The following is a 26,298-nucleotide window of genomic DNA, read 5'->3' as shown; positions in this document are numbered from 1 at the left end:
GGCCCCTGTTCACAGATCAGAAGTCGTCTTCGACTTCGCCATCCTTGACCTTGAACTCGCGGTTCTGCAGGTAGGCGTTACGAATGAAGATGTACTTGTCACCCTGTATCAGCTTCTCGGCAGAGAGCAGGTCGGCACGCGTGTCGATCACGTCCAGGGCAAAGATCGAATTGCGCGTCGGCACATGGTCGATGTAGCGGTAAGGCTTGGTGTAGCTGTCCGGGTACTTGGCAACGCCGTCACGCACCGTGCTGGGCCCCAGCAGCGGGATGACCACGTACGGGCCGCTCGGCATACCCCAGTAGCCCAGGGTCTGGCCAAAGTCTTCGTCATTGCGCTGCAGGCCCATCTTGGTGCCCACGTCGAAGAAACCGCCCAGGCCGAAGGTGGTGTTGACGATCAGCCGCGCCGTATCCACCCCCGCAGCATGAGGCTTGAGCTGCAACACGTCGTTGGCCAGGTTGGTCACATCACCCAGGTTGCGGAAGATGTTGTGGATGCCATCTTCAAGGAACTGCGGAGTGACCGCCTGGTAGCCCTTGGCCAATGGCTTGAGGGCATAGGTGTCGAGGGTATCGTTGAAGCGGAAGATCGGCCGGTTGACCGCTTCCCAGGGATCTTCCTCGGTGGCTGCCTGGGTGGCTGCCACGGGCGCCAGCAGCATGCTGGCGCAGACACAGGCCTGGGTGACTCGTTCGATCACACTGGCACCGATCCTACGCATAGATGTCTCTCCATCGAATTTCTCGGCCGCAAACGCAACGGGTCGCGCTGCTGGTAAGGCGGCAGTATAGAGGCTTGCGGCCTGATAAACAGCTTTACACATGTTTGCTCAATATTTTGTGAACAACTGTTGCAGGGGCGCCGATGTCACAGGGCGGTAACAATCACCGAATAGCCTGCGGACTATTTGGGGGAAGTTGCCATGGACGCTGCACCCGCCTTCACTGCTGTGCTGTTCGGCTTGCGCGGCTGCCTGGTGCAGGCCGCCAATGGTAGCGCCCCCTCGCCCGCACCCGGCGCCCTGGCTACCCTCGCCAGCCTGCGCCAGCACCAGGTGCCATGCATCTGGCTGGATGACCTCAGCGCCACCCAAAGCAAGCGCCTGGCACACGTACTGCCCGACTGGCTGCCGGGGCATTCGGTAAACGGCGTACGCTGGCCGGCGCCCAACGCCTGTTGGCAGGCACTGATGACCCTGGACAGCCAACGCCTGGACGGCTGCGTACTGGTCAGCGGCGACCCGCGCCTGCTGCAGTCCGGGCTTAACGCGGGCTTGTGGACGGTGGGCCTGGCCGCCTGCAGCCCGTTCTGCGACCGCAGCTCGCGGCAATGGCAAGCCATGACCTCGCAGCAACAGGACGTGGCCCGTGGCAAGGCAACGCTGGAACTGTTCGGCCTGGGCGTGCACTCGGTAATCGACCACCTGGAGGCGCTGGACACCTGCCTGCAGGACATCGCCCAGCGCCGGCGCAAAGGTGAAAAACCCTGATACAGCACCTTTGACGCGGATCATGCAAAGCGGCGGCAGGTGGATTACGCTGAAGACAGGCCAGAACCTTTGCCGCTTCGCTGAGGTCCATGGTTTGCCAAGCCCTTGATGGAGAACTACCAATGCCTGCCCGCGAATTGCAAGAGCGCCTGAACAGCTTGCGCGAGCAACTGGACCGCAACGTACCGCTTACAGAAGAAGAGCTGACCACGTTGCACGAAGAGGCGCGTCAGATCGAGGCGCAACTGAAACTGGAGGAAGCCACGCCAGACAACAACCTGGTCGACAGCGTGCATCTGGCAATCGAACGCTTCGAGGCCGATCACCCGGACGCCACGGCAACTCTGCGCAGCATTGTCAACTCGCTGCACAGCATGGGGATCTGAATCAGCTGGGGCTGCTCGGCAGCCCATTCGCAGCACAAGGCTGCTCCCACAGGTTCAGCGCAAAACCCTGATCATGCGCTGAAACTGTGGGAGCGGCCTTGTGTCGCGAAAGGGGCGCAGAGCGCCCCCAACCTACTTGAGCCTTACTGCCGAACCAGCCGCTTGTTATCCGGGCTGATCGCCCCGGTGCTACGGTACGGGTTGATATCCAGCCCACCCCGGCGCACATACCGCGCATACACCGTCAGATGCTCCGGCTGCAGCAGGTTCTTCAAATCCAGGTAAATACGCTCGACGCATTGCTCATGGAAGTCGGCGTGCTGTCGGAAGCTGATGAGGTAAGTCAGCAGGCTGGCGTGGTCCAGCGCCCTGCCCTTGTACTCGACCACCACGCTGCCCCAGTCCGGCTGGCCGGTTACCGGGCAGTTGGACTTCAGCAGGTGGCTGTGCAAGGTTTCTTCCACCACGTGCTCCGGGTTGCAGCGCAGCAGCTCTGGCTGCGGCTGCTCGTAGTTGCTGATGGCAACGTCCAGCGCATCGATGCACAGCCCCGGCAAGGCTTCCACGCCTTGGGCCTCGACTTCAGCCAAGGTACGAACCTTCACCCCCACCGGCTTGCCAGCCGCGGCAGACAGGTCTTTCTCCAGGCAGGCCTGCAATTCGCCCAGCGAGGCAAACACCGTCTGGTTCAGCGAGTTGAGGTACAGCTTGAACGACTTGGACTCGATGATGTTCGGCGAGTCGGCCGGGATGGCGAACTCGCCGATCGCCACCACCGGTTTACCCGACGGCAGCAGCCAGCTCAGTTCGAAGCAGTTCCAGTAATCCACGCCATGCCAGGGCAATGTCTGCGCGGTGACGCCCAGCTCGGCCCACTTGGCAGTACGCGGGATCGGGAACAGCTGCTCCGGGGAGTAGGTGGCGATGTATTCGCTGGACTTGCCCAGCGGCGAGTGTTCGGCAGCAGGATGCATGGAAACTGACCTAGAGGTTCGAAATTGCCCCTAGTCTACCGGTTTTGCACCCTGCCTTGGAGCGCAAGTCACTCGATGGTCAACGCCCCGACCATGCCAGCCTGATAATGCCCCGGCACGTTGCAGGCAAACTCGATGGGCGCCGACTTGCGGAAGGCCCAGGTCAGCTCGGCGCGCTGGCCTGGCATGACCAGCACCGTGTTGCCACCACCGTGGCCATGGTCGCCGCCGTGATCCATCATCTGCCCGTGGTCCATGCCTTCGTGGTCCATGGCCTCGGTGAACATCTTGCCTTGCATGGCGACCATTTCCTTCTGGTGCTCGGCATGCATGGCCTTGTCACCCAGGTTGAATTCATGCGGCAGCTTACCCTCGTTGACCAGTACGAAGCGCACCGTCTCGCCGGCTTTTACCTGCAGGTTTTTGGGCTCGAAGGCGATGTCCTTGAGCACCACGTTGACCGTGCGGGTGGCTTTGTTCGCCGGGGCCGGCTCGCCAAAGGCGAAAGTTTGCGCCTCGCCGGCAAAGGTCGACAGGCTGGCCAGGGCGAGGGCGGCGGCGATGAACAGGCGTTTCATGATGACTCCGGAAATGTACAACAGGATGAGGCCACCTTAGTCACGGGCGACTGGCAGCTACCTGACAGGGAGATTACAACTTTGTCAGCTTGGGCGTGCCTGCGCTTCGTCACGTATCATTTCAGCCACTACACCGCCTGCCTCCACAGGGCAGGTACAAACTTTCAGATTATGGACAGTGCATGAAACTGCTGATCGTCGAAGACCAGGCCCGCACCGGCCAGTACCTGAGCCAGGGCTTGAGCGAGGCCGGCTTCGCCACCGAGCTGGCCACCGATGGCGAAACCGGCCAGTTCCTGGCCCTGACCGGCGACCACGACCTGCTGATCCTCGACGTAATGTTGCCTGGCCGTGACGGCTGGCAGATCCTCCAGGCCGTGCGCCAGGCCGGCCTGGATACGCCAGTACTGTTCCTCACCGCCCGCGATGCCGTCGAGGACCGCGTGCATGGCCTGGAGCTGGGCGCCGACGACTATCTGGTCAAGCCGTTCGCCTTTTCCGAACTGCTGGCCCGGGTGCGCAGCCTGCTGCGCCGTGGCACCAGCCCCAGCCAGGACACCACCCTGAACCTGGCCGACCTGCGCCTGGACCTGATCCGCCGCCGCGCCGAGCGCGCCGGCCAGCGCATCGACCTGACCGCCAAGGAGTTCGCCCTGCTCGAACTGCTGCTGCGCCGCCAGGGCGAGGTATTGCCAAAATCACTGATCGCATCGCAGGTGTGGGACATGAATTTCGACAGCGACACCAACGTGATCGAAGTGGCGATCCGCCGCCTGCGCCTGAAAATCGACGACCCGCACCCGAACAAGCTGATCCACACCGTACGTGGCATGGGCTATGTGCTCGAAGAGCGCACGGAATGATGCGCAGGGTTTCCCTCGGCAGCCGTCTGGCCCTGTTGTTCGCCGCCTGCACCGCCGCCGTTTCGCTGGGCGCCGGCGTGTTGTTCAACCGGGCCAGCGAGCAGCACTTCGTCGAACTCGACCAGCAACTGCTGGACTCGCGCCTGTCACTGTTCCGTACGCAACTGGCTGGCATCACCACCCCAACCGAGCTGCAGGCACGCCTGCCCGCCCTGCGCGATGAGCTGAGCCACCAGGCCGACCTGGCGCTGCGCATCAGCGGCAGCGACGGCACCACCTGGTTCGAAAGCCGCACCGGGCTACCGCAGGAACCGCTGCCCGCCGGGCTGGCCACCCTGCATGCACAAGGCACCGACTACCGCAGCCTGGCTGTGCACCTGGCGCAGGGCGCCGTGCAGTCGCCACAACTGGCGCTTTACCTCGACATCACCCACCACCAGCATTTCCTGCAGGGCATGCAACGCCTGATCTGGCTGACAGTCGGCCTTTCAGCGCTGGCCACCGCGCTGCTCGGCGCCTGGGCGGTACGCAGCGGCCTGCGTCCGTTACGGCAGATGGGCCAGGTGGCCGCCAGCGTGTCGGCACGCTCGCTCACCACACGCCTGCCGGTGGCGCAAATGCCCGAGGAGCTGGCCGAACTGGCCGCCAACATGAACGCCATGCTGCAGCGCCTGGACGATGCCTTCCAGCGCCTGTCGGCATTTTCTGCCGACATTGCCCATGAGCTGCGCACGCCGCTGTCCAATCTGCTAACTCATACCCAGGTTACCCTCACCCGCCCGCGCAGCCTTGAGGAGTACCGCGAAGCGCTGCATGGCAACCTGGAAGAACTGCAGTGGATGGCGCAGATGATCAACGACATGTTGTTCCTGGCCAAGGCCGACCACGGCCTGCTGGTACCGGGGCAAGCGCCTTTGGCGTTGCATGACGAGGTGGATGCGCTGCTGGAGTACTACGCGCCGCTGGCCGAAGACAACAATGTGCAGATGCTGCGCGAGGGGGAGGCTGTGCTGCACGGTGACCGGCATATGCTGCGCCGGGCGCTGTCCAACCTGCTGGATAACGCCATGCGCTTTACCCCGGCGGGTGGGCAGATAAGGGTAACGCTGGCGCCTGGGCCGAGAATCAGCGTGGCCAACACCGGGCCGGCCATCGAGCCAGCTGCTTTGCCGCGGTTGTTCGACCGCTTTTACCGTGTGGACCCGGCACGGCGCGAAGGCAGTAGCGAGCATGCTGGGTTGGGCTTGGCGATTACCCGGTCGATCGTGCAGGCCCATGGCGGGGGCATTCGGGCGGAGTGTGAAAATGGGTGGACACGGTTCGTCATTCAGTTCAGCCAGGATCGGTGAAATTGGGGCTGCTTCGCAGCCCATCGCCGGCAAGCCAGCTCCCACAGGACTGCATCAAGCCCGGAGCCTGCGCGATACCTGTGGGAGCTGGCTTGCCGGCGATAAGGCCCTCGAACCTACCTCAAACCGCCAGGCCAATCGCCGGCTGCACCTGCGACGCCCGATAAGCCGGGTAAATGGTCGCCAGGAAGCTCATCACCAACCCGGCCGTGCAGATCATCACCACATCGCCCCACTGCAATTGCGACGGCAAGCTGCTGACGAAGTACACGTCCGACGTAAAGATGTGCTGCCCGCTCACCCGCTCCAGCCAACCCACGATCTGGCTGACATTGAACGCCGCAATCACGCCCAGCACGCCGCCGATCAACGTCCCGACCACACCAATCAGGCTGCCCTGGACCATGAACGTGCCCATGATCTGCGCGGGTGTGGCACCCAAGGTACGCAGAATGGCAATGTCCGGCCCCTTGTCGTTCACCACCATCACCAAGGTGGCAATGATATTGAAGGCCGCCACGGCGATGATCATCATCAGCAGCAGCCCGATCATGGTCTTTTCCATCTTCATGGCGCTGAACAGGCTGCCCTGGGTGTGCGACCAGTCATCGGCGCGGTAGGCATCACCCAGCCCGGCTGCAATCGCCTTGGACACCTGCGGCGCCGCATACAGGTCATGCAGCTTCAGGCGCACGCCCTGCACCTGGCCCGGTGCCCAGCGTTGCATCTCGCCGGCGTCGGCCACGTGGATATAGGCCTGCGAACCGTCCAGCTCGGCGCCGACCTTGAAGATACCAACCACCGTCAGGCGCTGCATGCGCGGGGTGATACCACCCGGTTCCTTGCTGATTTCCGGCACGATCAGGGTCAGTTTGTCGCCGGTGTTGAGGCGGAAGCGCCGCGCGGTCAATTCACCGATTACCACACCGAACTCACCCGGCTGCAGGTCCTGCAGGCGGCCCTGAACAATGTGCTGGCCAACGATCGAGACCTTGCCCTCTTCGGCCGGGTCGATACCGCCCACCTGGATCGGCTGCATCGCACCCTTGTACGACAGCATGCCCTCCATTTCGGTAATCGGCGCAGCCGCCATCACCGCCGGGTTCTGCAAGGCTGCGTCAGCCACCTTGTGCCAGTCGCCCAGCGGCTGCACGCCGAGGATGGCGGCATGCGGTACCAGGCCGAGAATGCGCGAGCTCATTTCGCGCTGGAAGCCGTTCATCACCGACAGCACCACGATCATCGCCAGCACGCCCAGCGACAGGCCGATCATCGAGGTCATCGAGATGAACGAGATGAAGTGGTTGCGGCGCTTGGCTCGGGTGTAGCGCGCGCCGATGAAGATGGGCAAGGGTCTGAACATGTACGAAATCACCCAATGAAAACAGGAAAACGGGGCGGCAAGGCCACCCCGAGCAGTCGATCAGATCGCCACCAGGTGGCCGTCGTCGAGCTTCAATACACGGTCCATCTGACGCGCCAGGTTGAGGTCGTGGGTCACCACCAGGAACGCCGTGCGCGACGAACTGGACAGCTCCTGCATAAGCTCCTGGATGCCTTGGGCGGTATGGTGGTCGAGGTTGCCGGTAGGCTCATCGAGCATCACCAGGCCGGGGCGGTTGACCAGTGCCCGGGCAATCGCCACACGCTGGCGCTCACCGCCGGACAGCTCGGCCGGCTTGTGGGTCAGGCGGTGGCCCAGGCCCACGCGATTGAGCAGCGCTTCGGCACGCTCCCGGGCCTCCGGGATGGGCGTGCGGCCGATCAGCAGCGGCATGCACACGTTCTCGATGGCGGTGAATTCCGGCAACAGGTGGTGGAACTGATAGACAAAGCCCAGTTCACGGTTGCGCAGCAGGCCACGGGCACGTTCACCCAGCGCCGACAGCTCTTCGCCAGCCAGCCAGACACTGCCCTGGGACGGCCGATCAAGGCCGCCCAGCAGGTTGAGCAAGGTACTCTTGCCCGAGCCGGAGCTACCGACAATGGCCACCCGCTCACCGGCATGCAGCTCAAGGTTGAGCCCGGACAGCACCTTCACCGATTCCGGGCCTTCGTCGTAAGACTTGCCCAGGTTGCGGCAACTCAGAACGGCTTTATCACTCATGCGCGACTCACTCATAACGTAGCGCCTCTGCAGGCTGGGTGCGGGCCGCACGCCAGGCCGGGTACAGGGTGGCGAAGAAACTCAGGACCAGCGCCGCACCGCAGACCATGTACACGTCCTGGGACTGGATCTGCGACGGCAGGTAATCGATGAAGTACACGTCGGCGTTCAGGAACTTGTGCCCGATCAGCTTCTCGATGCCGGCGATCGCCGCACTCACGTTCAGCGCGGCAACGATCCCGACCACGGCGCCGATCAGGGTACCGATCACCCCGATCACAGTGCCCTGGACCATGAAGATGAGCATGATCTGCCCGGGGGTGGCGCCCAGCGTGCGCAAGATTGCAATGTCGCCGCGCTTGTCGTTGACCACCATCACCAGGGTGGAAATGATGTTGAACGCCGCCACCGCCACGATCAGCAGCAACAGCAGGCCGATCATGGCCTTTTCCATGCGGATGGCTTGGTACAGGTTGCCGTGGGTGCGGGTCCAGTCACGGCTGTAGAACTCCTGGTCACCCAGCTGCTGTGCGATGCTCCAGGCCACGCGCGGCGCCTGGAACAGGTCGTCGAACTTCAGGCGCAGACCCTGCACCTGGTCGGGCTTCCAGCGGTGCAGGCGGGAAAGGTCGCTGATGTTGGTCAACCCCAGGTAACCATCGATCTCGCCCGCGCCCACGTGGAAAGTGCCAACCACGGTGAAGCGCTTCATGCGCGGGAACATGCCCGCCGGCGTCACGCTGACCTCGGGGGCGACGAAGGTGAGTTTGTCGCCGACGGCCACACCCAGCTTGGCCGCAGCCTTGTCGCCGATCATGATGCCCCACTCACCCGGCGCCAGCTGGTCGAGGCGGCCTTGCAGGACGAAGTTGTCGATGATCGACACCTCACGCTCGCGGGCCGGGTCGATGCCGTTGAGCAGCACCTTCTGCACCTTGCCATCATGGGTCAGCAGGCCCTGCATCTGGGTGAACGGCGCAACCGCCACCACCTGCGGATTCTGCTTTACTTGTTGGGCAAGGGCAGGCCAGTCAGCAATGGGCTGGCCGCTCTCCAGCGTGGCATGGGGGATCATGCCCAGCACGCGGGTGCGCATTTCGTGGTCGAAACCGTTCATCACCGACAGCACCACGATCATCACCACCACGCCCAGGGCGAGGCCGATCATCGAGGTCAGGGAAATGAACGAGACGAAGTGATTACGGCGTTTGGCACGGGTATAACGCGTGCCTATGAATGCGAAAAGAGGTCTGAACATGTCGGGGCTTGTTCGGATGAAAGGGAACGTCCTTGTGGCGAGGCGCCTACGGCGGCTTTACACTCGGACCACCGCCGCTACCTTGGGTTCGCCATGACGACATTAGACGAAGAAGATCGCCGCGAATACTACCGCATCGAAGATCGGATCGCACTTCAAATCAGCCCCCTCAGCGCGGCCGAAGCCCTTGAGCCAGATGTATTGCAAGATGATTCCCCGCTGTTCAACCTGCTCAGCGAGCTGCACCTGTCCGACTTCGAGTCGCAGCACCTGCTGCGCCAGCTAAGCGACAAGGACCGCACCCTCGCGGCCTTCCTGCGGGCGCAGAACAAACGCCTCGACCTGCTCAGCGCAGTCGTTGCCCAGACCCTGCTCGGCGAAGTAGGCCAGCCTCTGCCGGTGGTCCTCTCCGAAGGCGGTATCGAATTCGCGCAGGCGACGCACATTGCCCCGGGCACCCGGGTAAAAGTGAAGATGGTGCTGATGCCGCGCGCCCACGGCTTGCTGCTACGCGGCAAGGTCACCCATTGCGACCCCTGCCCCGAGGGCGGCTTCGAGGTCGGCACCGAATTCATCGACATGACCGACGCCCAGCGCCAACTGCTGGCTCGCTACATCCTGCAGCGCCAGCAACAACAGCGGCGCCAGCAGCTGGAACAGAATGATCCCGCCTCATGACCCTGTTTTTTTTTCTGATTTGAAGGAACGAACGTGACCCTGATCTACGGCCATCGCGGCGCCAAGGGCGAAGCGCCCGAGAACACCCTGCACAGCTTCCGCCAGTGCCTGTCCCACGGCGTCACCCGCTGCGAACTGGACCTGCACCTGTCGGCCGACAACGAGCTGATGGTGATCCACGACCCAACCCTCAAGCGCACCACCGGCCGACGCGGCAAGGTGGTCGATCACCCAGCCGCCGACCTGGTGAAGATCGATGCGCGCAACGGCGGCCCGGGCCACGTGCAGCCCTGCCCTATCCCGAAACTGGAAGAGCTGTTCGAGAAATGCCCGTTCGAGCACTGGCAGCTGGAAGTGAAAAGCGCTTCGCGCACCCGCGCCGCCACTACCGTGCTGGCGATTCGCGAACTGGCCCAGCAATACGGCCTGCTGGACAAGGTCACCATCACCTCCAGCTCACGCGAAGTGCTGGGCGCGGCCGTGGAGCTGGTGCCGGACGTGAAACGCGGGCTGGTCGCCGAGTACGCCTGGCTCGACCCGCTGAAGGTGGCACAGAACTACGGTTGCGAGCTGCTGGCATTGAACTGGACACTGTGCACCCCCGAGCGCCTGCTGAAAGCACAGGGCCAGGGTTTGCACGTGTCGGTGTGGACGGTCAACGAACCGGCGCTTATGCGCCGGCTCGCTGACTTTGGCGTGGACAGCCTGATTACAGACTTTCCCGGTTTGGCCAAGACCACCCTCGGGTAGGGTCGAAATCGGTCTCTCCGACCGGCTCAGGCCACCGGTCGGAGCCGCTCAAAAAAGCCGGTTCAGGCCGTCGTAGGCAGCTACCCGGTAGGCTTCAGCCATGGTCGGGTAGTTGAACGTGGTGTTGACGAAGTACTTCAGGTTGTTCAGCTCACCCGGCTGATTCATGATCGCCTGGCCAATGTGGACGATTTCCGAAGCCTGGTAGCCGAAGCAGTGTACGCCGAGGATTTCCAGGGTTTCACGGTGGAACAGGATCTTCAGCATGCCCTGCGGCTCGCCGGCGATCTGCGCACGCGCCATGCCCTTGAAGAAGGCCTTGCCCACTTCGTACGGCACCTTGGCCTGGGTCAGTTCCTGCTCGTTCTTGCCGATCGAGCTGATTTCCGGAATGGTGTAGATGCCGGTCGGTACGTCGTTGACGAAGCGCCAGCTGCCGTTGTCGACGATGCTGCCAGCCGCAGAGCGGCCCTGGTCATGGGCGGCACTGGCCAGGCTCGGCCAGCCGATCACGTCACCGGCGCCGTAGATGTTCGGCACGGTGGTGCGGTAAGCCTGGTCAACCTCGATCTGGCCACGACTGTTGACCTTGATGCCGATGTTTTCCAGGCCCAGCTTGTCGGTGTTGCCGGTACGGCCGTTGCACCACAGCAAGGCGTCGGCCTTGATCTTCTTGCCCGATTTCAGGTGCAGGATCACCCCGTTGTCCAGGCCTTCGACGCGCTCATACTCTTCGTTGTGGCGCACGGTGATGTTGTTGTTGCTGAAGTGGTAGCTCAGTGCCTGGGAAATTTCCGAATCCAGGAAGCTCAACAACTGGCCACGGTTGTCCACCAGCTCTACCAGCACGCCCAGGCCGCTGAAGATCGACGCATATTCGCAACCGATCACGCCAGCGCCGTACACGATCAGCTTGCGCGGGGTGTGGCTGAGGCTGAGGATGGTGTCGCTGTCGTAGACGCGCGGGTGGTGGAAGTCGATATCGGCCGGGCGGTACGGGCGCGAGCCGGTGGCAATGATGATGTGCTTGGCGTTGAGCTTTTCCACCACACCGTTCGGACACACCACTTCAACAGTTTGCTCGTCGGCGAAGCTGCCGGTGCCGAAGAACACATCGACACGGTTGCGGGCGTAGTAGCCGGTGCGCGATGCCACTTGCTTGGAAATCACCTTCTCGGCGCTTTTCAGCACGTCCGGGAACGAGAACCAGCGCGGCTCACCGATGGCCCGGAACATCGGGTTGGTGTTGAACTGCATGATCTGCCGCACCGAGTGACGCAGTGCCTTGGACGGGATGGTACCCAGGTGCGTGCAGTTGCCACCGACTTGGCGACGGTCATCGACCATCGCTACCTTGCGCCCTGCTTTGGCGGCGTTCATTGCCGCGCCTTCACCGGCCGGGCCAGAACCCAGCACCACTACGTCGTAGTTGTAGACAGCCATGCGTACTCCTTCAGAACTGCCCGCAAGCCACGGTCGCTCGCGGGGCGCGATCATGCCGCCGGGGCGCCATGAGAAAATTCGGGTGCAGTCTAATCAAGCGTGAACGCCGCGCACATTAACCCTTGGTCGCGTCGTAGGCCAATTTTGCCCGCACTACATATGGTTCACCCATTCCCTGGCGGCAATCATCCCTGCCTGCGCTTTCAATCGCCTTTCACTGCCCGTTCGAATGCGGGCGTAGCTCGAGAGACGAAGCCACCCTCGGCCCGAGTCACCAATACCGCGGCCAGGCCATGCGCCACGGCATAATCCCAGCCACGCTCAGGGCCAAGGATCAGCAGCAGTGTCGAGTAGCCGTCGGCCTGCAACGCCGAGACATCCAGCACGGTGGCTGCGGCCAGGTCGTGCTGCACAGGGCGCCCGAGACGGGCATCGAAGGTGTGCGAATAGCGCCGGCCATTCTCCTCGAAATAGTGCCGATAGTCACCCGAGGTTGAGACCGAAAGGCCATTGACCGCAATGATCTGCCGGGCGATCTGACGGTCTTCGCGGGGCAATTCCAGGGCGATCCGCCAGGGGCTGCCGTCGGGTTTGCGGCCAACCGCCTTGAGCTCGCCAGTGGCCTCGGCGACAAAACTGGCGACACCCATGGCAAGCAGGCGCGCAGCGATCAAGTCCACGGCATGGCCGGCGGCGATGCTATTGAAGTCGAGCTGCACCGGGGCGTCCTTGCACAGGGCCTGGCCTTCGATATGCAAGTGCCGATGACCCACACGCTGACGAACCTGGGCCAGTGCTTGCGGGTCGGGCACCTGCTCGTGGCGGGCCTGGGGGCCGAAGCCCCAGAGGTCGAGCAAGGGCTCGACGGTGAGGTCAAAGGCGCCATCACTTTGCTCGGCCAGGTGCTGGCCGAGGGCAACCAGCTCGAGCATGTCGGGCGGCAGGGCCAGGCACTGGTTGGCGGGCAGCTGGTTGAAACGGCTGACGGTTGAGTCGCTGCGGTAGGTGGAATAGTGCCGGTCGATGTCGCCAAGGATGGTTTCGACCGCCGCCTGTACCTGGGCCGGCGCCGGGCCACCGGGCTCGCGGACGTATTGGATGCTGTAGCTGCTACCCATGGTCGGGCCACCCAGGCGCTCCAGGGTGGAGCCCTGGTCGCAGGCGGTAAGCAGCAGGAGGATGAACAGTAAGGCTATGCGCAAGGTTCGGGCTCTCGGTTGCCTGCACTGGCCTCATCGCCGGCAAGCCAGCTCCCACAAGTACTGAGCCGAGTCTGACGACTGTGCAGTACCTGTGGGAGCTGGCTTGCCGGCGATGAGGCCAGTACAGACACAGTAGATGCCCGATCAGTTCATCAGGCAAAAAAAACGGGAACCCGAAGGTTCCCGTTTTTTCATTGCCTTACAAGCGAATCAGCGTGGAAACGCTGGCGGGTTCACACCGGCCATGTCTTCCATCACGCGAACCACCTGGCAGCTGTAACCGAATTCGTTGTCGTACCAGACGTACAGGACAACGCGGTTGTCGTTGGCGATGGTGGCTTCAGCATCAACCACACCGGCGTGGCGCGAGCCAACGAAGTCGGTCGAAACCACTTCCTGCGAGCTGACGTAGTCGATCTGCTTGTGCAGCTCCGAGTGCATGGCCGTCTGGCGCAGGTACTCGTTGATCTCGTCGCGGTTGGTGGCCTTTTCCAGGTTCAGGTTCAGGATGGCCATCGAAACGTTTGGCGTCGGCACACGAATGGCATTGCCGGTCAGCTTGCCCTTCAGCACTGGCAGCGCCTTGGCAGCAGCAGTGGCAGCGCCGGTTTCGGTGATGACCATGTTCAGCGGCGCGGCACGACCACGGCGGCTGCCCTTGTGGAAGTTGTCGATCAGGTTCTGGTCGTTGGTGAACGAGTGAACGGTTTCGACGTGGCCGTTGATGATGCCGTACTTGTCGTTGACCGCCTTCAGCACCGGCACGATGGCGTTGGTGGTGCAGGAGGCCGCCGAGATGATCTTGTCATCAGCAGTGATGTCACCGTGGTTGATGCCGTGCACGATGTTCTTCAGCGCGCCCTTGCCAGGTGCGGTGAGGATCACGCGGGCAGCGCCCGGGCAGGCCAGGTGCTGGCCCAGGCCGTCGGCATCACGCCATACGCCGGTGTTGTCGACGATCAGCGCGTTGTCGATGCCGTACTGGGTGTAGTCGACTTCGCTCGGGCTCTTGGCGTAGATAACCTGGATCAGGTTGCCGTTGGCGGTGATGGTGTTGTTGGCTTCGTCGATGGTGATGGTGCCATCGAACGGGCCGTGCACCGAGTCACGACGCAGCAGGCTGGCACGCTTGACCAGGTCGTTCTCGGCGCCTTTGCGCACGACGATGGCACGCAGGCGCAGGCCGTCGCCGCCACCGGTCTTCTCGATCAGGATGCGCGCCAGCAGGCGGCCGATGCGGCCGAAGCCGTACAGGACAACGTCGGTGCCTTTGCGCGCCGAAGCGTTCTGCTGGCCAACCACGTCGGCCAGCTCTTCACGGACGAACTGCTCGGCAGTGCGGCCATTGCCTTCCTGCTTGAACTTGTTGGCCAGCTTGCCCAGGTCGACCGAAGCGGCGCCCAGTTTCAGCTCGCTCATGGCCTTGAGCAGGGGGAATGTCTCGTGGACGGACAGTTCGGTTTCGTCGGTTTGACGATGACGCGCAAAGCGGTGCGCCTTGAGGATCGAGATAACCGAACGGTTGATCAGGCTACGGCCATAAATCGAGCTCACCACGTTGTTGTTGCGGTAGAGCTGACCGATAAGCGGGATCATCGCTTCAGCCAGAGCTTCACGATCAATCCACTCACCAAGACACTGGTCGGGCTTCTGAGTCACGGGAACCTTCCACATGTAGGGACAGAAAAAAGGGGCTACATTATGACGCCCCGACGCGGAACCGGCAATGAGCGCCTGTCGTAGCGATGCAAGCCAGCGTTCACGCCCTTTCGAGCCTGACAGCCGGCACGCTCACCGGTACAATCGGTGTCTTTGCCGCAACGCTTGGAGTGCAATCTCCCGTGTCAGTTCTGCGCCTACCGCACATGTCGGCCACGGCCGGCAAACAAACCTGGGGTAACCTGCCCGGTGCCGCCCTCAGCCTTGCCATCGCCGAGGCTGCCAGCAACGCTGGCCGCTTCACCCTGCTGCTGACCGCCGACAGCCAGGCCGCCGACCGTCTGGAGCAGGAGCTGCGCTTCTTCGCCCCCGACCTGCCAGTGCTGCCGTTCCCCGACTGGGAAACCCTGCCCTACGACCTGTTCTCGCCACACCAGGACATCATTTCCCAGCGCATCGCCAGCCTGTACCGCCTGCCGGAGCTGAGCCACGGCATCCTGGTGGTGCCGGTCACCACCGCCCTGCACCGCCTGGCGCCCACGCGCTTCCTGCTGGGCAGCAGCCTGGTGCTGGACGTGGGCCAGACCATCGACGTGGAGCAGATGCGCACGCGCCTGGAGGCCAGTGGCTATCGTTGCGTCGACACCGTCTATGAACATGGCGAGTTCGCCGTGCGCGGCGCGCTGATCGACCTGTTCCCGATGGGCAGCAAGCTGCCCTACCGCATCGACCTGTTCGACGACGAGATCGAGACACTGCGCACCTTCGACCCCGAGACCCAGCGCTCGATCGACAAGGTGGATTCGGTGCGCCTGCTGCCGGCACGCGAATTTCCGATGCAGAAAGAGGAAGTGACCCGCTTCAAGGCACGCTTCCGTGAACGCTTCGACGTCGACTTCCGCCGTAGCGCAATCTTCCAGGACCTGGCCAGCGGTATCATCCCTGCCGGCATCGAGTACTACCTGCCGCTGTTCTTCGAAGAAACCTCCACCCTGTTCGACTACCTGCCAGCCGATACCCAGGTGTTTTCGCTGCCCGGTGTGGAACAGGCCGCCGAACACTTCTGGAACGACGTGCGCGGGCGTTATGAAGACCGCCGCGGCGACCTCAGCCGCCCGCTGCTGCCGCCCGCCGAGCTGTTCATGCCGGTGGAAGACTGCTTCGCCCGGCTCAAGCAATGGCCGCGGGTGGTGGTCAGCAGCGAGGACATCGAACCGGGCGTGGGTCGCGAGCGCTTCCCGGCCCGCGCCCTGCCCAACCTGGCCATCGAGGCCAAGGCCAATCAGCCGCTGGCCGAACTGGCCAGCTTCCTCGACCAGTTCCCCGGCCGCGTGCTGTTCACCGCCGAGTCGGCCGGCCGCCGCGAAGTGCTGCTGGAGTTGCTGGAACGGCTGAAACTGCGCCCGCACACCGTCGACGGCTGGGCCGACTTCATCACTGGCAGCGAGCGCCTGGCGATCACCATCGCCCCGCTGGATGACGGCCTGGTGCTGGACGACCCAGGCCTGGCCCTGGTCGCGGAAAGCCCGTTGTTCGGCCAGCGAGTGATGCAGCGCCGCCGCCGCGACAAGCGCGGCGAAACCGCTAACGACGCGGTCATCAAGAACCTCACCGAGCTGCGCGAAGGCGCGCCAGTGGTGCACATCGACCATGGCGTGGGCCGCTACCTGGGCCTGGCCACCCTGGAGATCGACGGCCAGGCTGCCGAGTTCCTCACCCTGGAATACGCCGAGAACGCCAAGCTGTACGTACCGGTGGCCAACCTGCACCTGATCGCCCGCTACACCGGCAGCGACGATGCCCTGGCACCATTGCACCGGCTGGGCTCCGAGGCCTGGCAGAAAGCCAAGCGCAAGGCCGCCGAACAGGTGCGCGACGTGGCCGCCGAACTGCTCGACATCTATGCCCGCCGCGCCGCGCGCAAGGGTTATGCGTTTGCCGACCCGTCCGCCGACTACGCCACCTTCAGCGCCGGCTTCCCGTTCGAAGAAACCCCGGACCAGCAAACCGCCATCGAGGCCGTGCGGGCCGACATGCTCGCGCCCAAGCCAATGGACCGCCTGGTGTGCGGCGACGTCGGCTTCGGCAAGACCGAAGTGGCCATGCGCGCAGCGTTCATCGCCGTGCACAGTGGTCGCCAGGTAGCAGTGCTGGTGCCCACTACCCTGCTCGCCCAGCAACACTACAACAGCTTTCGCGACCGTTTTGCCGACTGGCCGGTGACCGTGGAAGTGATGAGCCGCTTCAAGTCGGCCAAAGAGGTGGCCGCCGCCGCCGCCGACCTGGCCGAAGGCAAGATCGACATCCTCATCGGCACCCACAAGCTGCTGCAGGACGATGTGCGTTTCAAGGACCTGGGCCTGGCCATCATCGACGAAGAGCACCGCTTTGGCGTGCGCCAGAAGGAGCAGCTGAAGGCCCTGCGCAGCGAGGTCGACATCCTCACCCTGACCGCCACGCCGATCCCTCGCACGCTGAACATGGCAGTGGCCGGCATGCGCGACTTGTCGATCATCGCCACGCCGCCGGCGCGCCGCTTGTCGGTGCGCACCTTCGTCATGGAGCACAACAACAGCACCGTGAAGGAGGCGCTGCTGCGTGAGCTGCTGCGCGGTGGCCAGGTGTACTACCTGCACAACGATGTGAAAACCATCGAAAAATGCGCCGCCGACCTTGCCGAACTGGTGCCTGAGGCACGTATCGGCATCGGCCACGGGCAAATGCGCGAGCGCGAGCTGGAACAGGTGATGAGCGACTTCTACCACAAGCGCTTCAACGTGCTGGTGGCGTCGACCATCATCGAAACCGGCATCGACGTGCCCAGCGCCAACACCATCGTCATCGAGCGCGCCGACAAATTTGGCCTGGCGCAGCTGCACCAGCTGCGTGGCCGGGTCGGCCGTAGCCACCACCAGGCCTACGCCTACCTGCTGACGCCTACCCGGCAAAAAGTCAGCGCCGACGCCGAAAAACGCCTGGAGGCCATCGCCAACACCCAGGACCTGGGTGCCGGTTTCGTGCTGGCCACCAACGACCTGGAAATCCGCGGTGCGGGCGAGCTGCTGGGCGAAGGCCAGAGCGGGCAGATCCAGGCGGTGGGCTTCACCCTGTACATGGAAATGCTCGAGCGCGCGGTCAAGGCGATCCGCAAGGGTACCCAGCCAAATCTGGAGCAGCCGCTGGGCGGCGGCCCGGAGATCAACCTGCGCCTGCCGGCGCTGATCCCCGAGAGCTACCTGCCCGACGTGCATGCGCGGCTGATCCTGTACAAGCGCATTGCCTCGGCCGCCGACGAAGAAGGCCTCAAGGACCTGCAGGTGGAAATGATCGACCGCTTCGGCCTGCTGCCAGAGCCGACCAAGAACCTGATGCGCCTGACCTCGCTCAAGCTGCACGCAGAAAAGCTCGGCATCAAGAAAGTCGATGCAGGCCCCAATGGCGGCAAGCTCGAGTTCGAAGCCGAAACCCCGGTCGACCCGCTGACCCTGATCAAGCTGATCCAGGGCCAGCCCAAACGCTACAAGTTCGAAGGCGCCACCCAGTTCCGCTTCCTTGTCCCGATGGAACGCCCCGACGAACGCTTCAATACCCTGGAGGCGCTGTTCGAGCGCCTGACACCACAGCCTGCCTAAGGAAGATCCATGCGTGCCATCCGTTGCCTGACCCTGCTGCTGGCGCTGTTCGCGCCAGCCGCCTTCGCCGAAGGCCTGTATCAGGTAGAAATGATTTTGGTGCGGCAGAACAGCGTGCCTGCCTTCACCAGCCCGTTTGCCCCTGAAGACTGGAGCGCCGGCGCCCCGCGCCTGGCGAAGGACGCCGAGCGCCGCCTGGCGCTGGAAGACGAAGCCACCCGCCTGGAAGCCACTGCCGACTACACCGTATTGATGCACAAGGCCTGGCAGCAGCAGGTCGGCAGCGAGCCTGGCCGCATCGCCCTGGGCGAAGGCACCGAACAGTTCGGCCACTTCCCTATCGAAGGCAACCTGAGCATCGCCGAAGGCCGCTTCATCGCGGTCGAGGCCAACTTCTGGGTCAATCAGCTGGACGGCAACGGCAACGTCCTGCAAAGCGAGCAGTTCAAGCAGAGCAACAGCAACGTCAAGGGCGGCCAGCTGACCTTCCTCGACGGCGGGCACCTGGCGGTGCTGCTGAAAGTCACGCCACCGGGCACGCCGAAAATGCCGGTGATGGACCCGGAGATGATGGAGCAGTGATGTGAGCGATGGCGATGCGCAGCAGCTACTAGGGGCCTATCCGGGCTGGGTCGACTTCATCGAGGCCGGCACGCTGGCACGAGGCCGCAGCTATGCTGCGCAAGCGCGGGCACGCATCCTGTCGCAGGATGACGGAACGATCGAGGCCATCTGCCAGGGTTCGGCAGGCGAGACCTACCAGCAAATAATCCGCCTGGTCGTCAACCATGGGGACCTGCGGGTATTTGGGAAATGCAGCTGCCCAGTCGGGCTCAACTGCAAACACTGCGTTGCGGCGCTGCTGCAATTGCAGGACAGCCCCGACGCCACAGCCCCCCATGAACAATCCGCCCTGTCGCTGCCCCCGGACCTCAACCTATGGGTGGAAGCCCTTGAGTCCCCCTCGCAACCAACGCCTCAAGGGCCAGCGCGCAAAGGCCCGGCAATCTATTACCGAATCCAGGTGGACCACGGGCTCTGGCGGCTAGAGCCAATCAAAGGTACCCGCCAGGCAGATGACACCCTGAAGATCGGCCGCATCACATCGATGCCCGAAATGCTCTACTACACGCCTCGCTACGTCACAGAAGACGATGCGCGGCTGTTGCGCCTGATCGATTCCCGCCGCGAAACGATGGCGTCCACGGTGCAACTGGAGGGCAAACCGGGCGGTGAGCTCTACAGCTATGCCCTGGCCACGGGCCGCCTGCTGTTTGAAGACGACTTGGCGCCACTCGCCCCGGGGCCGGAGCTACACGCCGAGTTCCGCTGGGTCAGGCTGGACAATGGCAGCTACCGTGGCGCCTGGTACCACAATGGTCACGAGCAGTTGCAGGCGGTGCCCATCGAGCCCATGCACTATGTTGACCGGCAGCACCATCTGACCGGCAAGCTGCGCCACGACCTCGACCCCTTCATTGCCAGCCAGCTTGCACGCGCGCCCATCGTGCCCGAGCATCTGGTCATCCCCTTGAGTCATCGATTGAACGCCTTGAACCGTCACGTCCCCACCCCCACTGCCGTGAGCACCGAGCACATCGAAGACATCACGCCAAGAGGGCGATTGACGCTGGGCAGCCTCGAATTCAGCGCCTATATGCCCAAGACCGGGCGTATGCAGCGGCAAATGCAGCACCGTGCCGCACTGGCATTCGACTACGACGACCTGCGCGCCAGCGGCAATGACGAAAAGCCGTTGACCCGCCTGGTCGGCAATACCAGCCAGCGAATTCGCCGACAGCCGCAAGCCGAGCTGGCCCTGCGCAAGGCGTTACGTGACCTGGGCTTCAAACCCGCCACTCGCCAGAGCAAGGCCCTGCCCGACAGTGCCGGCGAAATGTTCCAACTGCCCGACGACGAAGCCTGGCTGCGCTTCGCCCGTGAGGGCCTGCCACGCCTGCGCCAAGCCGGCTGGAACATAGACGTCCACCGTGACTTCGCCTTCAACCTGCAGGAGGTGGACGACTGGTACGCCACCATCGACGAAGCGCCCGGCCATGAATGGTTCGACCTGGAACTGGGCATCGTGGTCGACGGCCAGCGTCACAGCTTGCTGCCAATCGTGCTGCAACTGCTGCGCAGCAGCCCGGAGCTGCTGCGCCCCAACGAACTGGCCCGGCGCAGTGACGATGAACACCTGCTGATCGACCTGAACCGCGGCCGCCTGGATGCACCGGCGTTGCGCGTCGCCCTGCCCTACGGCCGCATCAAGGCCGTGATGGGCACCTTGGGCGAGCTGTACCTGCACGAAGACACTGCGGGCCCAGCCCTGCGCATGGAGCGCGCCGACGCCGCGCGCCTGAACGACATCGACGGCCTGCCCCTGCACTGGGAAGGGGGCCAGCACGTGCGCGATCTGGGCCGCCGCCTGCGTGATGCCCGCGACCTGCAAGTGGCCCCACCCGCCGGGCTGCAGGCCAGCCTGCGCCCCTATCAACAGCAGGGCCTGAACTGGCTGCAGGCACTGCAAGAGATGGGCACCGGGGGCATCCTCGGTGACGACATGGGCCTGGGCAAGACCCTGCAGGCCCTGGCACACCTGCTGCTGGAGCAAGAGGCCGGGCGCCTGGAGGCACCAGCCCTGGCGGTCATGCCCACCAGCCTGATACCCAACTGGCTGGACGAAGCCCAGCGCTTTGCCCCCGACCTGCGCGTGCTGGCACTGCATGGGCCGGGTCGCAGCAAGCATTTTGCCAAGCTGCATGAATACGACCTGGTCCTGACCACCTATGCCCTGGTGCCACGCGACCTCGAACACCTGCGCGCCCAGGCCTGGCACGTGCTGGTACTGGACGAGGCACAGAACATCAAGAGCAGCACCAGCAAGGCCGCCCTCGCCGTCTGCGAACTACAGGCCGGCCAGCGCCTGTGCCTGACCGGCACGCCGATGGAAAACAACCTGGGCGAGCTGTGGTCGATATTCCACTTCCTGATGCCCGGCTGGCTGGGCGATGTCAAACGCTTCAACCAGGACTACCGCACCCCGATCGAACGCCATGGCGACGCTGAGCGGCTGGGCCATCTGGTCACGCGCATCCGCCCGTTCCTGCTGCGCCGCACCAAGGAGCAGGTGGCCACCGAGTTGCCGGCCAAGACCGAGATGGTGCATTGGGTCGAGCTCAGCGACGCCCAGCGCGATACCTACGAGGCGGTGCGGGTGGCCATGGACAAGAAAGTCCGCGACGAAATCGCCCGCAATGGCGCGGCACGCAGCCAGATCGTCATCCTCGACGCGCTGCTCAAACTGCGCCAGGTGTGCTGCGACCTGCGGCTGGTCAAGGGCGTGGAAAGCAAAGGCAACCAGGCCGACAAGGGCAAGCTAGGCGCACTGCTGGAAATGCTCGACGAGCTGTTAAGCGAAGGCCGCCGGGTGCTGCTGTTCTCGCAGTTCACCTCGATGCTGGCGCTGATCCAGCAGGAGCTGGAAAAACGCAGTATCCGCTACAGCCTGCTGACCGGTGATACCCGGGACCGTCGCACGCCTGTGCAGCAGTTCCAGCAGGGTGATAGCGAAGTGTTCCTGATCAGCCTCAAGGCCGGTGGCGTAGGCTTGAACCTGACGGCCGCGGACACGGTGATCCACTTCGACCCCTGGTGGAACCCGGCCAGCGAAAACCAGGCCACCGACCGCGCCTACCGCATTGGCCAGGACAAGCCGGTGTTCGTGTTCAAGCTGATTACCCGGGGTACGGTTGAAGAGAAGATCCAGTTGCTGCAGCAGGAAAAAGCGGCGCTGGCAGCCAGCTTGCTGGATGGCGGGCAGGCTGGGCAATGGCGCATGGGCGATGAAGAAATCGAGGCACTGTTTGCGCCATTGCCAGGCAAACGCGGGCGGTAATTCAGCATGTTGTACTGCCTGTACTGGCCTCTTCACGAGTAAACCCGCTCCCACAGGGACCGCACCTCTGCCGAGGCGATGGCGTACCTGTGGGAGCGGGTTCACCCGCGAAGAGGCCGGCGCAGTCAATCGACCAGCTGAGCTTCCTTCAACGCCCCCAACGCCTCCAGCCAGCGCGGCTGTTGGCGATAGTCGGTCCGCGCAAACCCTTGCCCGCGCATCCGCGCAATCCGCGGCGATGGCTTGACCTTCATGCGCTGCGCCGCACTCAGGGCCAGCTCTGCTGCCGCCCGGTCATTGCACACCAGGCCCATGTCACAGCCGGCGCTCAACGCCGCCTCGATACGGCTGGCTGCATCACCCACCACATGCGCACCGGCCATCGACAGGTCATCACTGAAGATCACCCCGTCAAAGCCCAGCTCGCCGCGCAGGATGTCCTGCAGCCAACGCCGGGAGAAACCGGCTGGCTGGTTGTCGACCTGCGGGTAGATGACATGCGCCGGCATCACTGCCGCCAATTGCCCGCTCAGGCGCGAGAATGGCACCAGGTCGACCTGGCGCAATTGTTCAAGGCTGCGCTCATCGGTGGGAATGGCCACATGCGAGTCCGCCTCGGCCCAGCCATGCCCCGGGAAGTGTTTGCCACAGGCAGCCATGCCCGCCGCATTCATACCGCGAATGAACGCCCCGGCCAGTTGCGTGGCACGCAGCGGGTCACCCTCGAAGGCACGGCTGCCGACCACGGCGCTACGCTGGTGGTCCAGGTCGAGCACCGGGGCAAAGCTGAGGTCCAGGCCAACCGCCAGCACCTCGGTCGCCATCAGCCAACCGCACTGCTCCGCCAGGTATTCGGCGTTGTCATTGTCGGCCAGCGCACGCATGGCCGGCAGGCGCACGAAACCCTGACGCAGGCGCTGCACGCGTCCACCTTCCTGGTCCACCGCCAGAATCAGGTCGGGGCGGATGGCACGGATCGACGCGCACAGCTCACGCACCTGACGTGGGCTGTCGATGTTGCGGGCAAAGATGATCAGGCCGGCCACTTCGGGTTGGCGCAGCAAGTGACGGTCTTCGGCGGTCAGCCATTTACCGGCGATATCCACCATCAGGGAGCCTTGCAGGCTGACGGTCATAGGTAATCCTTCATTGCAGAACGAGAGAAGCCCAATCAGGGCATGCGGCCTCTGCGACCTGCACCGGGCAATGCACCCCGATACGGTCGAACAGGCCAAGCAAGTCAGTGTTGCGCAGGCGTATGCAGCCATGGGACAGCGCTACGCCCATGGGTTCCGTATCCGGAGTGCCGTGCAGGTAGATAAAGCGGCGGAAGGTGTCGACCGCGCCCAGGCGATTGACGCCAGGTTCGCAGCCGCTTAGCCAGAGGATGCGAGTCAGGATCCAGTCGCGGCCGGGGTATTGCGCGTGCAACGCCGGCGACCACACCTCACCCGTCCAGCGCCGCCCGACCAGCACCGCATCAAGCGGCAAGCCCGCGCCGATCTTCGCCCGCACCTGGTGCAAGCCACGCGGCGTGCAGCCCGAGCCATTGCGCTCGCCGGCACCGTTGCGCGCCGTGGAAACCGGCAGGCGCACGCGCAGCTGGTCACGGGCAAAGCCATACAGGCATTGGTCGGCGAGGGAAATGTGCAGCAGGTCGAGATCGGGCATGGGCGCTAGCTTAGCCGAAGCGCCCTGCCCCGCCCAGCCTTCAGGCCTTGGCGGTGATCGCGGTAGTCTTGCTGCGTGGTCGCAGCTGCGCCGTGGCCATGGCCTCGTCGGTGACGCCGCTGTCGGCACGCATGCCTGCGGCCAGGAACGGTACCATCAGGCGCATCACCTGCTCGATCGAGGTGTTGATGCCAAAGTCGGTCTCGGCAATTGCCCGCAGGGCCTTGATACCGGACATGCTGAAGGCGGCGGCACCCAGCATGAAGTGCACGCGCCAGAACAGTTCCAGCGGCGGAATACGAGGCGCGGCCTCGTTGACCAGCAGCATGTAGCGGCGGAACACTTTGCCGTACATGTCTTCCAGGTAACGCCGCAGGTGGCCTTGGCTCTGGCTGAAGGCCAGGCCCAGCAGGCGCATGAAGATCGACAGGTCGTTATTGCTGCGAGGCTGCACGGCCAACGCCTGCTCCACCAGCATTTCCAGCAGTTCTTCGAGGCTGGGCTTGTGCTCCGGCTTGGCCTGGCGCCGCTCCAGTTCGCGCTCGAGGCTGGCGCAGAACGGCCCGAGGAAGCGCGAGAACACGGCCTGGATAAGTGCCTTCTTGGAGCCGAAGTGATAGTTGACCGCCGCCAGGTTGACCCCGGCCTTGCTGGTGATCAGCCGCAACGAGGTCTCGGCGAACCCCCTTTCCGCGAACAGCTGCTCGGCAGCATCGAGAATGCGTTCAACGGTTTCCGATTGGGCCATGACTACTCCGCGTGCTCCGCCAGACAAACAGGTGTTTGAAACATACGTTTCAGGCCTGCTTCTGTCAAGGCTCGGTGACCGGGCGGTCGCCATTTAAAAGCAGCCTGGCTGCGGGCTGCAAGCGCCACCGCTCAGGTTTATTGCGCCATTTGGCTTGCAGCGCATCCAGTACTGTATATAATCCCAGTCACTGTACAAAAAGACAGAGCGCTCACCATGTTGAAACTGACGCCACGCCAAGCCGAAATTCTCGCGTTCATCAAGCGCTGCCTGGAAGACAACGGCTTCCCGCCGACACGCGCCGAGATCGCTCAGGAGCTGGGCTTCAAGTCGCCCAACGCTGCCGAAGAGCACCTCAAGGCCCTCGCCCGCAAGGGCGCGATCGAGATGACCCCGGGCGCCTCCCGCGGCATCCGCATCCCAGGCCTGGATACCAAGGCAGAAGAAAGCGGCTTGCCGATCATCGGCAGGGTTGCTGCCGGTGCGCCAATTCTTGCCGAACAGCACATTGAGCAATCCTGCAATATCAACCCTGCCTTCTTCCACCCCCAGGCCGACTATTTGCTGCGCGTCCACGGCATGAGCATGAAGGACGTCGGCATCTTCGACGGCGACCTCCTGGCAGTTCACACCTGCCGCGAAGCCCGCAACGGCCAGATCGTCGTGGCCCGCATCGGTGACGAAGTGACCGTCAAGCGCTTCAAGCGTGAAGGCAGCAAGGTCTGGCTGCTTGCCGAAAACCCCGAATTCGCCCCCATCGAAGTTGACCTGAAAGATCAGGAACTGGTGATTGAGGGCTTGAGCGTCGGCGTCATTCGCCGCTGATCCAGGAGGCGTCATGCAGCAGTTCATTCACGCACCCGAGCAAGCCCAGTTGCCCCTGTTCGAAGCATTCCTCGCCCAGCCCGTACTACCGGGCCTGAAAGCCAGCGAACTGGCGCGCAAGAGCAACCAGCCCGAACTGTTCAGCGAATTGTCGCTGCGCGGCGCCCCCGGGCACTGCCAAAGCCTGCTGGCACCGGTACTGCGCGAGCTGAGCGAAGAGGACGAGGCCCGCTGGCTGACCCTGATCGCCCCGCCGTCGAGCCTGACCCAGGCCTGGCTGCGCGATGCAGGGCTCAACCGTGAACGCATCCTGCTGCTGCAACCTCGCGGTAACCAAACCCCGCTGCAACTGGCCTGCGAAGCCCTGCGCCTGGGCCTCAGCCACACCGTGGTCAGCTGGCTGGGCAACGTCAACGCCACTGCACGCCAGCAATTGCAGCGCGCTGCCAGTGTCGGAAACGCACAAAGCCTGAACATCCGCCTCGGCTGATGTTCAGGCTTTGCCTGTCATTTGAACAAACCTGATGCCCTGCTGCACCTTCAGTGCAGCACGCGCGGCCCTTCATCACGCTCAAGCTCGCCATCCATCAGGCGACCTGCCATCTGCACACCCACGCTGAGCATGGCCTTGGCCACTTCTACATGCTGGCCCTGCAGGAACGCCTTGGCGTCTTCCGAGAAATCCAAGGTTACCAGGGAGCCCTCATCCTCGGCGCGACGCAGTTCGATGCGGCCATCAGGCAACTCGACAATTTCCAGAAAAGACGTAGACATAAATGGCAGTT

The 26,298-nt window shown here is 63.7% G+C and carries 24 protein-coding genes; 11 read left to right on the top strand and 13 right to left on the bottom strand.

Features of this window, described 5'->3' with window-relative positions:
- Window positions 1-16 precede the first annotated feature (16 nt).
- Window positions 17-724 carry a VacJ family lipoprotein gene (locus E8E78_RS06675; protein ID WP_016500718.1) on the bottom strand — a complete coding sequence of 236 codons (708 nt, stop codon included), beginning with the start codon at window positions 722-724 and terminating at the stop codon, window positions 17-19.
- A gap of 201 nt (window positions 725-925) precedes the next feature.
- Here E8E78_RS06675 and E8E78_RS06670 point away from each other — a divergent pair, with 201 nt between their 5' ends.
- Both E8E78_RS06670 and E8E78_RS06665 read left to right on the top strand, forming a co-directional pair.
- Window positions 926-1,492 carry a hypothetical protein gene (locus tag E8E78_RS06670; protein WP_049273493.1) on the top strand — a complete coding sequence of 189 codons (567 nt, stop codon included), beginning with the start codon at window positions 926-928 and terminating at the stop codon, window positions 1,490-1,492.
- Between the two features lie 122 nt (window positions 1,493-1,614).
- Window positions 1,615-1,878 (top strand): DUF4404 family protein, encoded by a 264-nt coding sequence (locus E8E78_RS06665; protein WP_016500720.1) that lies wholly within the window; start codon window positions 1,615-1,617, stop codon window positions 1,876-1,878.
- A 143-nt stretch (window positions 1,879-2,021) separates the two neighbouring features.
- Here the strand turns inward: E8E78_RS06665 and queF are convergent, their stop codons facing one another.
- Window positions 2,022-2,852 carry an NADPH-dependent 7-cyano-7-deazaguanine reductase QueF gene (queF, locus tag E8E78_RS06660; RefSeq protein WP_049273492.1) on the bottom strand — a complete coding sequence of 277 codons (831 nt, stop codon included), beginning with the start codon at window positions 2,850-2,852 and terminating at the stop codon, window positions 2,022-2,024.
- A 68-nt stretch (window positions 2,853-2,920) separates the two neighbouring features.
- On the bottom strand, window positions 2,921-3,430 hold the full coding sequence (locus tag E8E78_RS06655; protein WP_049273491.1) for a cupredoxin family protein: 510 nt from the start codon (window positions 3,428-3,430) through the stop codon (window positions 2,921-2,923).
- A 182-nt stretch (window positions 3,431-3,612) separates the two neighbouring features.
- On the opposite strand from E8E78_RS06655, the gene cinR reads away from it, so the two are divergent.
- Both cinR and E8E78_RS06645 read left to right on the top strand, forming a co-directional pair.
- Complete coding sequence (gene cinR / locus E8E78_RS06650; RefSeq protein WP_016485658.1) at window positions 3,613-4,293, top strand: two-component system response regulator CinR; 681 nt, start codon at window positions 3,613-3,615, stop codon at window positions 4,291-4,293.
- Window positions 4,290-5,642 carry a heavy metal sensor histidine kinase gene (locus tag E8E78_RS06645; protein ID WP_049273489.1) on the top strand — a complete coding sequence of 451 codons (1,353 nt, stop codon included), beginning with the start codon at window positions 4,290-4,292 and terminating at the stop codon, window positions 5,640-5,642. The genes cinR and E8E78_RS06645 overlap by 4 nt, the downstream gene beginning before the upstream one ends.
- A gap of 121 nt (window positions 5,643-5,763) precedes the next feature.
- On the opposite strand, the gene E8E78_RS06640 is transcribed toward E8E78_RS06645, so the two are convergent.
- From E8E78_RS06640 to E8E78_RS06630, 3 genes are read right to left on the bottom strand one after another with little or no spacing between them, the layout of a single operon-like run.
- Window positions 5,764-7,005, bottom strand: coding sequence for a lipoprotein-releasing ABC transporter permease subunit (locus E8E78_RS06640; protein ID WP_061203906.1), 1,242 nt, complete (start codon window positions 7,003-7,005; stop codon window positions 5,764-5,766).
- Between the two features lie 60 nt (window positions 7,006-7,065).
- Window positions 7,066-7,749 carry a lipoprotein-releasing ABC transporter ATP-binding protein LolD gene (gene lolD, locus E8E78_RS06635; RefSeq protein WP_193391278.1) on the bottom strand — a complete coding sequence of 228 codons (684 nt, stop codon included), beginning with the start codon at window positions 7,747-7,749 and terminating at the stop codon, window positions 7,066-7,068.
- Between the two features lie 7 nt (window positions 7,750-7,756).
- The gene (locus tag E8E78_RS06630) at window positions 7,757-9,007 is read right to left on the bottom strand and encodes a lipoprotein-releasing ABC transporter permease subunit (RefSeq protein WP_049273484.1); all 1,251 of its coding nucleotides are present in this window, start codon (window positions 9,005-9,007) and stop codon (window positions 7,757-7,759) included.
- A gap of 93 nt (window positions 9,008-9,100) precedes the next feature.
- Here E8E78_RS06630 and E8E78_RS06625 point away from each other — a divergent pair, with 93 nt between their 5' ends.
- Both E8E78_RS06625 and E8E78_RS06620 read left to right on the top strand, forming a co-directional pair.
- Window positions 9,101-9,685 (top strand): PilZ domain-containing protein, encoded by a 585-nt coding sequence (locus tag E8E78_RS06625; protein ID WP_041167812.1) that lies wholly within the window; start codon window positions 9,101-9,103, stop codon window positions 9,683-9,685.
- Window positions 9,686-9,718: 33 nt separating this feature from the next.
- Entirely contained in the window at window positions 9,719-10,435 is a 717-nt protein-coding gene (locus tag E8E78_RS06620; protein ID WP_016500730.1) for a glycerophosphodiester phosphodiesterase, read from the top strand.
- 48 nt (window positions 10,436-10,483) lie between these two features.
- On the opposite strand, the gene sthA is transcribed toward E8E78_RS06620, so the two are convergent.
- The 3 genes from sthA to E8E78_RS06605 form a co-directional block, all read right to left on the bottom strand.
- A complete protein-coding gene (gene sthA / locus E8E78_RS06615; RefSeq protein WP_016500731.1) occupies window positions 10,484-11,878 on the bottom strand; it encodes a Si-specific NAD(P)(+) transhydrogenase in 1,395 nt (464 codons plus the stop codon).
- Between the two features lie 203 nt (window positions 11,879-12,081).
- Complete coding sequence (locus E8E78_RS06610; protein WP_049273481.1) at window positions 12,082-13,080, bottom strand: FAD:protein FMN transferase; 999 nt, start codon at window positions 13,078-13,080, stop codon at window positions 12,082-12,084.
- Window positions 13,081-13,290: 210 nt separating this feature from the next.
- Window positions 13,291-14,754: a glyceraldehyde-3-phosphate dehydrogenase gene (locus tag E8E78_RS06605; protein ID WP_049273479.1), complete on the bottom strand. Its 1,464-nt coding sequence runs from the start codon at window positions 14,752-14,754 to the stop codon at window positions 13,291-13,293.
- 167 nt (window positions 14,755-14,921) lie between these two features.
- On the opposite strand from E8E78_RS06605, the gene mfd reads away from it, so the two are divergent.
- The 3 genes from mfd to E8E78_RS06590 are packed head-to-tail and all read left to right on the top strand — an operon-like array spanning window position 14,922 to window position 22,269.
- The gene (gene mfd, locus E8E78_RS06600; RefSeq protein ID WP_059395413.1) at window positions 14,922-18,371 is read left to right on the top strand and encodes a transcription-repair coupling factor; all 3,450 of its coding nucleotides are present in this window, start codon (window positions 14,922-14,924) and stop codon (window positions 18,369-18,371) included.
- Window positions 18,372-18,380: 9 nt separating this feature from the next.
- Complete coding sequence (locus E8E78_RS06595; protein ID WP_049277282.1) at window positions 18,381-18,953, top strand: CsiV family protein; 573 nt, start codon at window positions 18,381-18,383, stop codon at window positions 18,951-18,953.
- 1 nt (window position 18,954) lies between these two features.
- Window positions 18,955-22,269, top strand: coding sequence for a DEAD/DEAH box helicase (locus tag E8E78_RS06590; protein WP_280312848.1), 3,315 nt, complete (start codon window positions 18,955-18,957; stop codon window positions 22,267-22,269).
- A gap of 125 nt (window positions 22,270-22,394) precedes the next feature.
- Here E8E78_RS06590 and nagZ read toward each other — a convergent pair whose 3' ends face one another.
- Genes nagZ through E8E78_RS06575 form a run of 3 tightly spaced genes read right to left on the bottom strand, consistent with a single transcriptional unit; the run spans window position 22,395 to window position 24,688 of the window.
- The gene (gene nagZ / locus E8E78_RS06585) at window positions 22,395-23,393 is read right to left on the bottom strand and encodes a beta-N-acetylhexosaminidase (RefSeq protein ID WP_172439606.1); all 999 of its coding nucleotides are present in this window, start codon (window positions 23,391-23,393) and stop codon (window positions 22,395-22,397) included.
- Window positions 23,394-23,415: 22 nt separating this feature from the next.
- On the bottom strand, window positions 23,416-23,940 hold the full coding sequence (locus E8E78_RS06580; RefSeq protein ID WP_049277280.1) for a L,D-transpeptidase: 525 nt from the start codon (window positions 23,938-23,940) through the stop codon (window positions 23,416-23,418).
- Between the two features lie 40 nt (window positions 23,941-23,980).
- Window positions 23,981-24,688, bottom strand: coding sequence for a TetR/AcrR family transcriptional regulator (locus E8E78_RS06575; RefSeq protein WP_016500739.1), 708 nt, complete (start codon window positions 24,686-24,688; stop codon window positions 23,981-23,983).
- A 216-nt stretch (window positions 24,689-24,904) separates the two neighbouring features.
- Between E8E78_RS06575 and lexA the strand changes: the two genes are divergently transcribed.
- Both lexA and sulA read left to right on the top strand, forming a co-directional pair.
- Entirely contained in the window at window positions 24,905-25,513 is a 609-nt protein-coding gene (gene lexA / locus E8E78_RS06570) for a transcriptional repressor LexA (RefSeq protein ID WP_016500740.1), read from the top strand.
- A 13-nt stretch (window positions 25,514-25,526) separates the two neighbouring features.
- Window positions 25,527-26,003 (top strand): SOS-induced cell division inhibitor SulA, encoded by a 477-nt coding sequence (gene sulA, locus E8E78_RS06565; RefSeq protein ID WP_016500741.1) that lies wholly within the window; start codon window positions 25,527-25,529, stop codon window positions 26,001-26,003.
- A 50-nt stretch (window positions 26,004-26,053) separates the two neighbouring features.
- Here the strand turns inward: sulA and E8E78_RS06560 are convergent, their stop codons facing one another.
- Window positions 26,054-26,287 (bottom strand): hypothetical protein, encoded by a 234-nt coding sequence (locus tag E8E78_RS06560; RefSeq protein ID WP_004376430.1) that lies wholly within the window; start codon window positions 26,285-26,287, stop codon window positions 26,054-26,056.
- Between the last annotated feature and the right edge of the window lie 11 nt (window positions 26,288-26,298).

The sequence above is a fragment of the Pseudomonas sp. BN505 genome (genome assembly GCF_029873175.1).
Classification (GTDB): domain Bacteria; phylum Pseudomonadota; class Gammaproteobacteria; order Pseudomonadales; family Pseudomonadaceae; genus Aquipseudomonas; species Aquipseudomonas putida.
This window is presented reverse-complemented; position numbering and strand designations above follow the sequence as displayed.

Bases quoted from the DNA above. Each gene is read 5' to 3' on its own strand.
- E8E78_RS06675 (WP_016500718.1), bottom strand. From the start codon at position 724: ATGCGTAGGATCGGTGCCAGTGTGATCGAACGAGTCACCCAGGCCTGT.
- E8E78_RS06670 (WP_049273493.1), top strand. From the start codon at position 926: ATGGACGCTGCACCCGCCTTCACTGCTGTGCTGTTCGGCTTGCGCGGC.
- E8E78_RS06665 (WP_016500720.1), top strand. From the start codon at position 1,615: ATGCCTGCCCGCGAATTGCAAGAGCGCCTGAACAGCTTGCGCGAGCAA.
- queF (WP_049273492.1), bottom strand. From the start codon at position 2,852: ATGCATCCTGCTGCCGAACACTCGCCGCTGGGCAAGTCCAGCGAATAC.
- E8E78_RS06655 (WP_049273491.1), bottom strand. From the start codon at position 3,430: ATGAAACGCCTGTTCATCGCCGCCGCCCTCGCCCTGGCCAGCCTGTCG.
- cinR (WP_016485658.1), top strand. From the start codon at position 3,613: ATGAAACTGCTGATCGTCGAAGACCAGGCCCGCACCGGCCAGTACCTG.
- E8E78_RS06645 (WP_049273489.1), top strand. From the start codon at position 4,290: ATGATGCGCAGGGTTTCCCTCGGCAGCCGTCTGGCCCTGTTGTTCGCC.
- E8E78_RS06640 (WP_061203906.1), bottom strand. From the start codon at position 7,005: ATGTTCAGACCCTTGCCCATCTTCATCGGCGCGCGCTACACCCGAGCC.
- lolD (WP_193391278.1), bottom strand. From the start codon at position 7,749: ATGAGTGATAAAGCCGTTCTGAGTTGCCGCAACCTGGGCAAGTCTTAC.
- E8E78_RS06630 (WP_049273484.1), bottom strand. From the start codon at position 9,007: ATGTTCAGACCTCTTTTCGCATTCATAGGCACGCGTTATACCCGTGCC.
- E8E78_RS06625 (WP_041167812.1), top strand. From the start codon at position 9,101: ATGACGACATTAGACGAAGAAGATCGCCGCGAATACTACCGCATCGAA.
- sthA (WP_016500731.1), bottom strand. From the start codon at position 11,878: ATGGCTGTCTACAACTACGACGTAGTGGTGCTGGGTTCTGGCCCGGCC.
- E8E78_RS06605 (WP_049273479.1), bottom strand. From the start codon at position 14,754: ATGTGGAAGGTTCCCGTGACTCAGAAGCCCGACCAGTGTCTTGGTGAG.
- E8E78_RS06595 (WP_049277282.1), top strand. From the start codon at position 18,381: ATGCGTGCCATCCGTTGCCTGACCCTGCTGCTGGCGCTGTTCGCGCCA.
- E8E78_RS06580 (WP_049277280.1), bottom strand. From the start codon at position 23,940: ATGCCCGATCTCGACCTGCTGCACATTTCCCTCGCCGACCAATGCCTG.
- E8E78_RS06575 (WP_016500739.1), bottom strand. From the start codon at position 24,688: ATGGCCCAATCGGAAACCGTTGAACGCATTCTCGATGCTGCCGAGCAG.
- lexA (WP_016500740.1), top strand. From the start codon at position 24,905: ATGTTGAAACTGACGCCACGCCAAGCCGAAATTCTCGCGTTCATCAAG.
- sulA (WP_016500741.1), top strand. From the start codon at position 25,527: ATGCAGCAGTTCATTCACGCACCCGAGCAAGCCCAGTTGCCCCTGTTC.
- E8E78_RS06560 (WP_004376430.1), bottom strand. From the start codon at position 26,287: ATGTCTACGTCTTTTCTGGAAATTGTCGAGTTGCCTGATGGCCGCATC.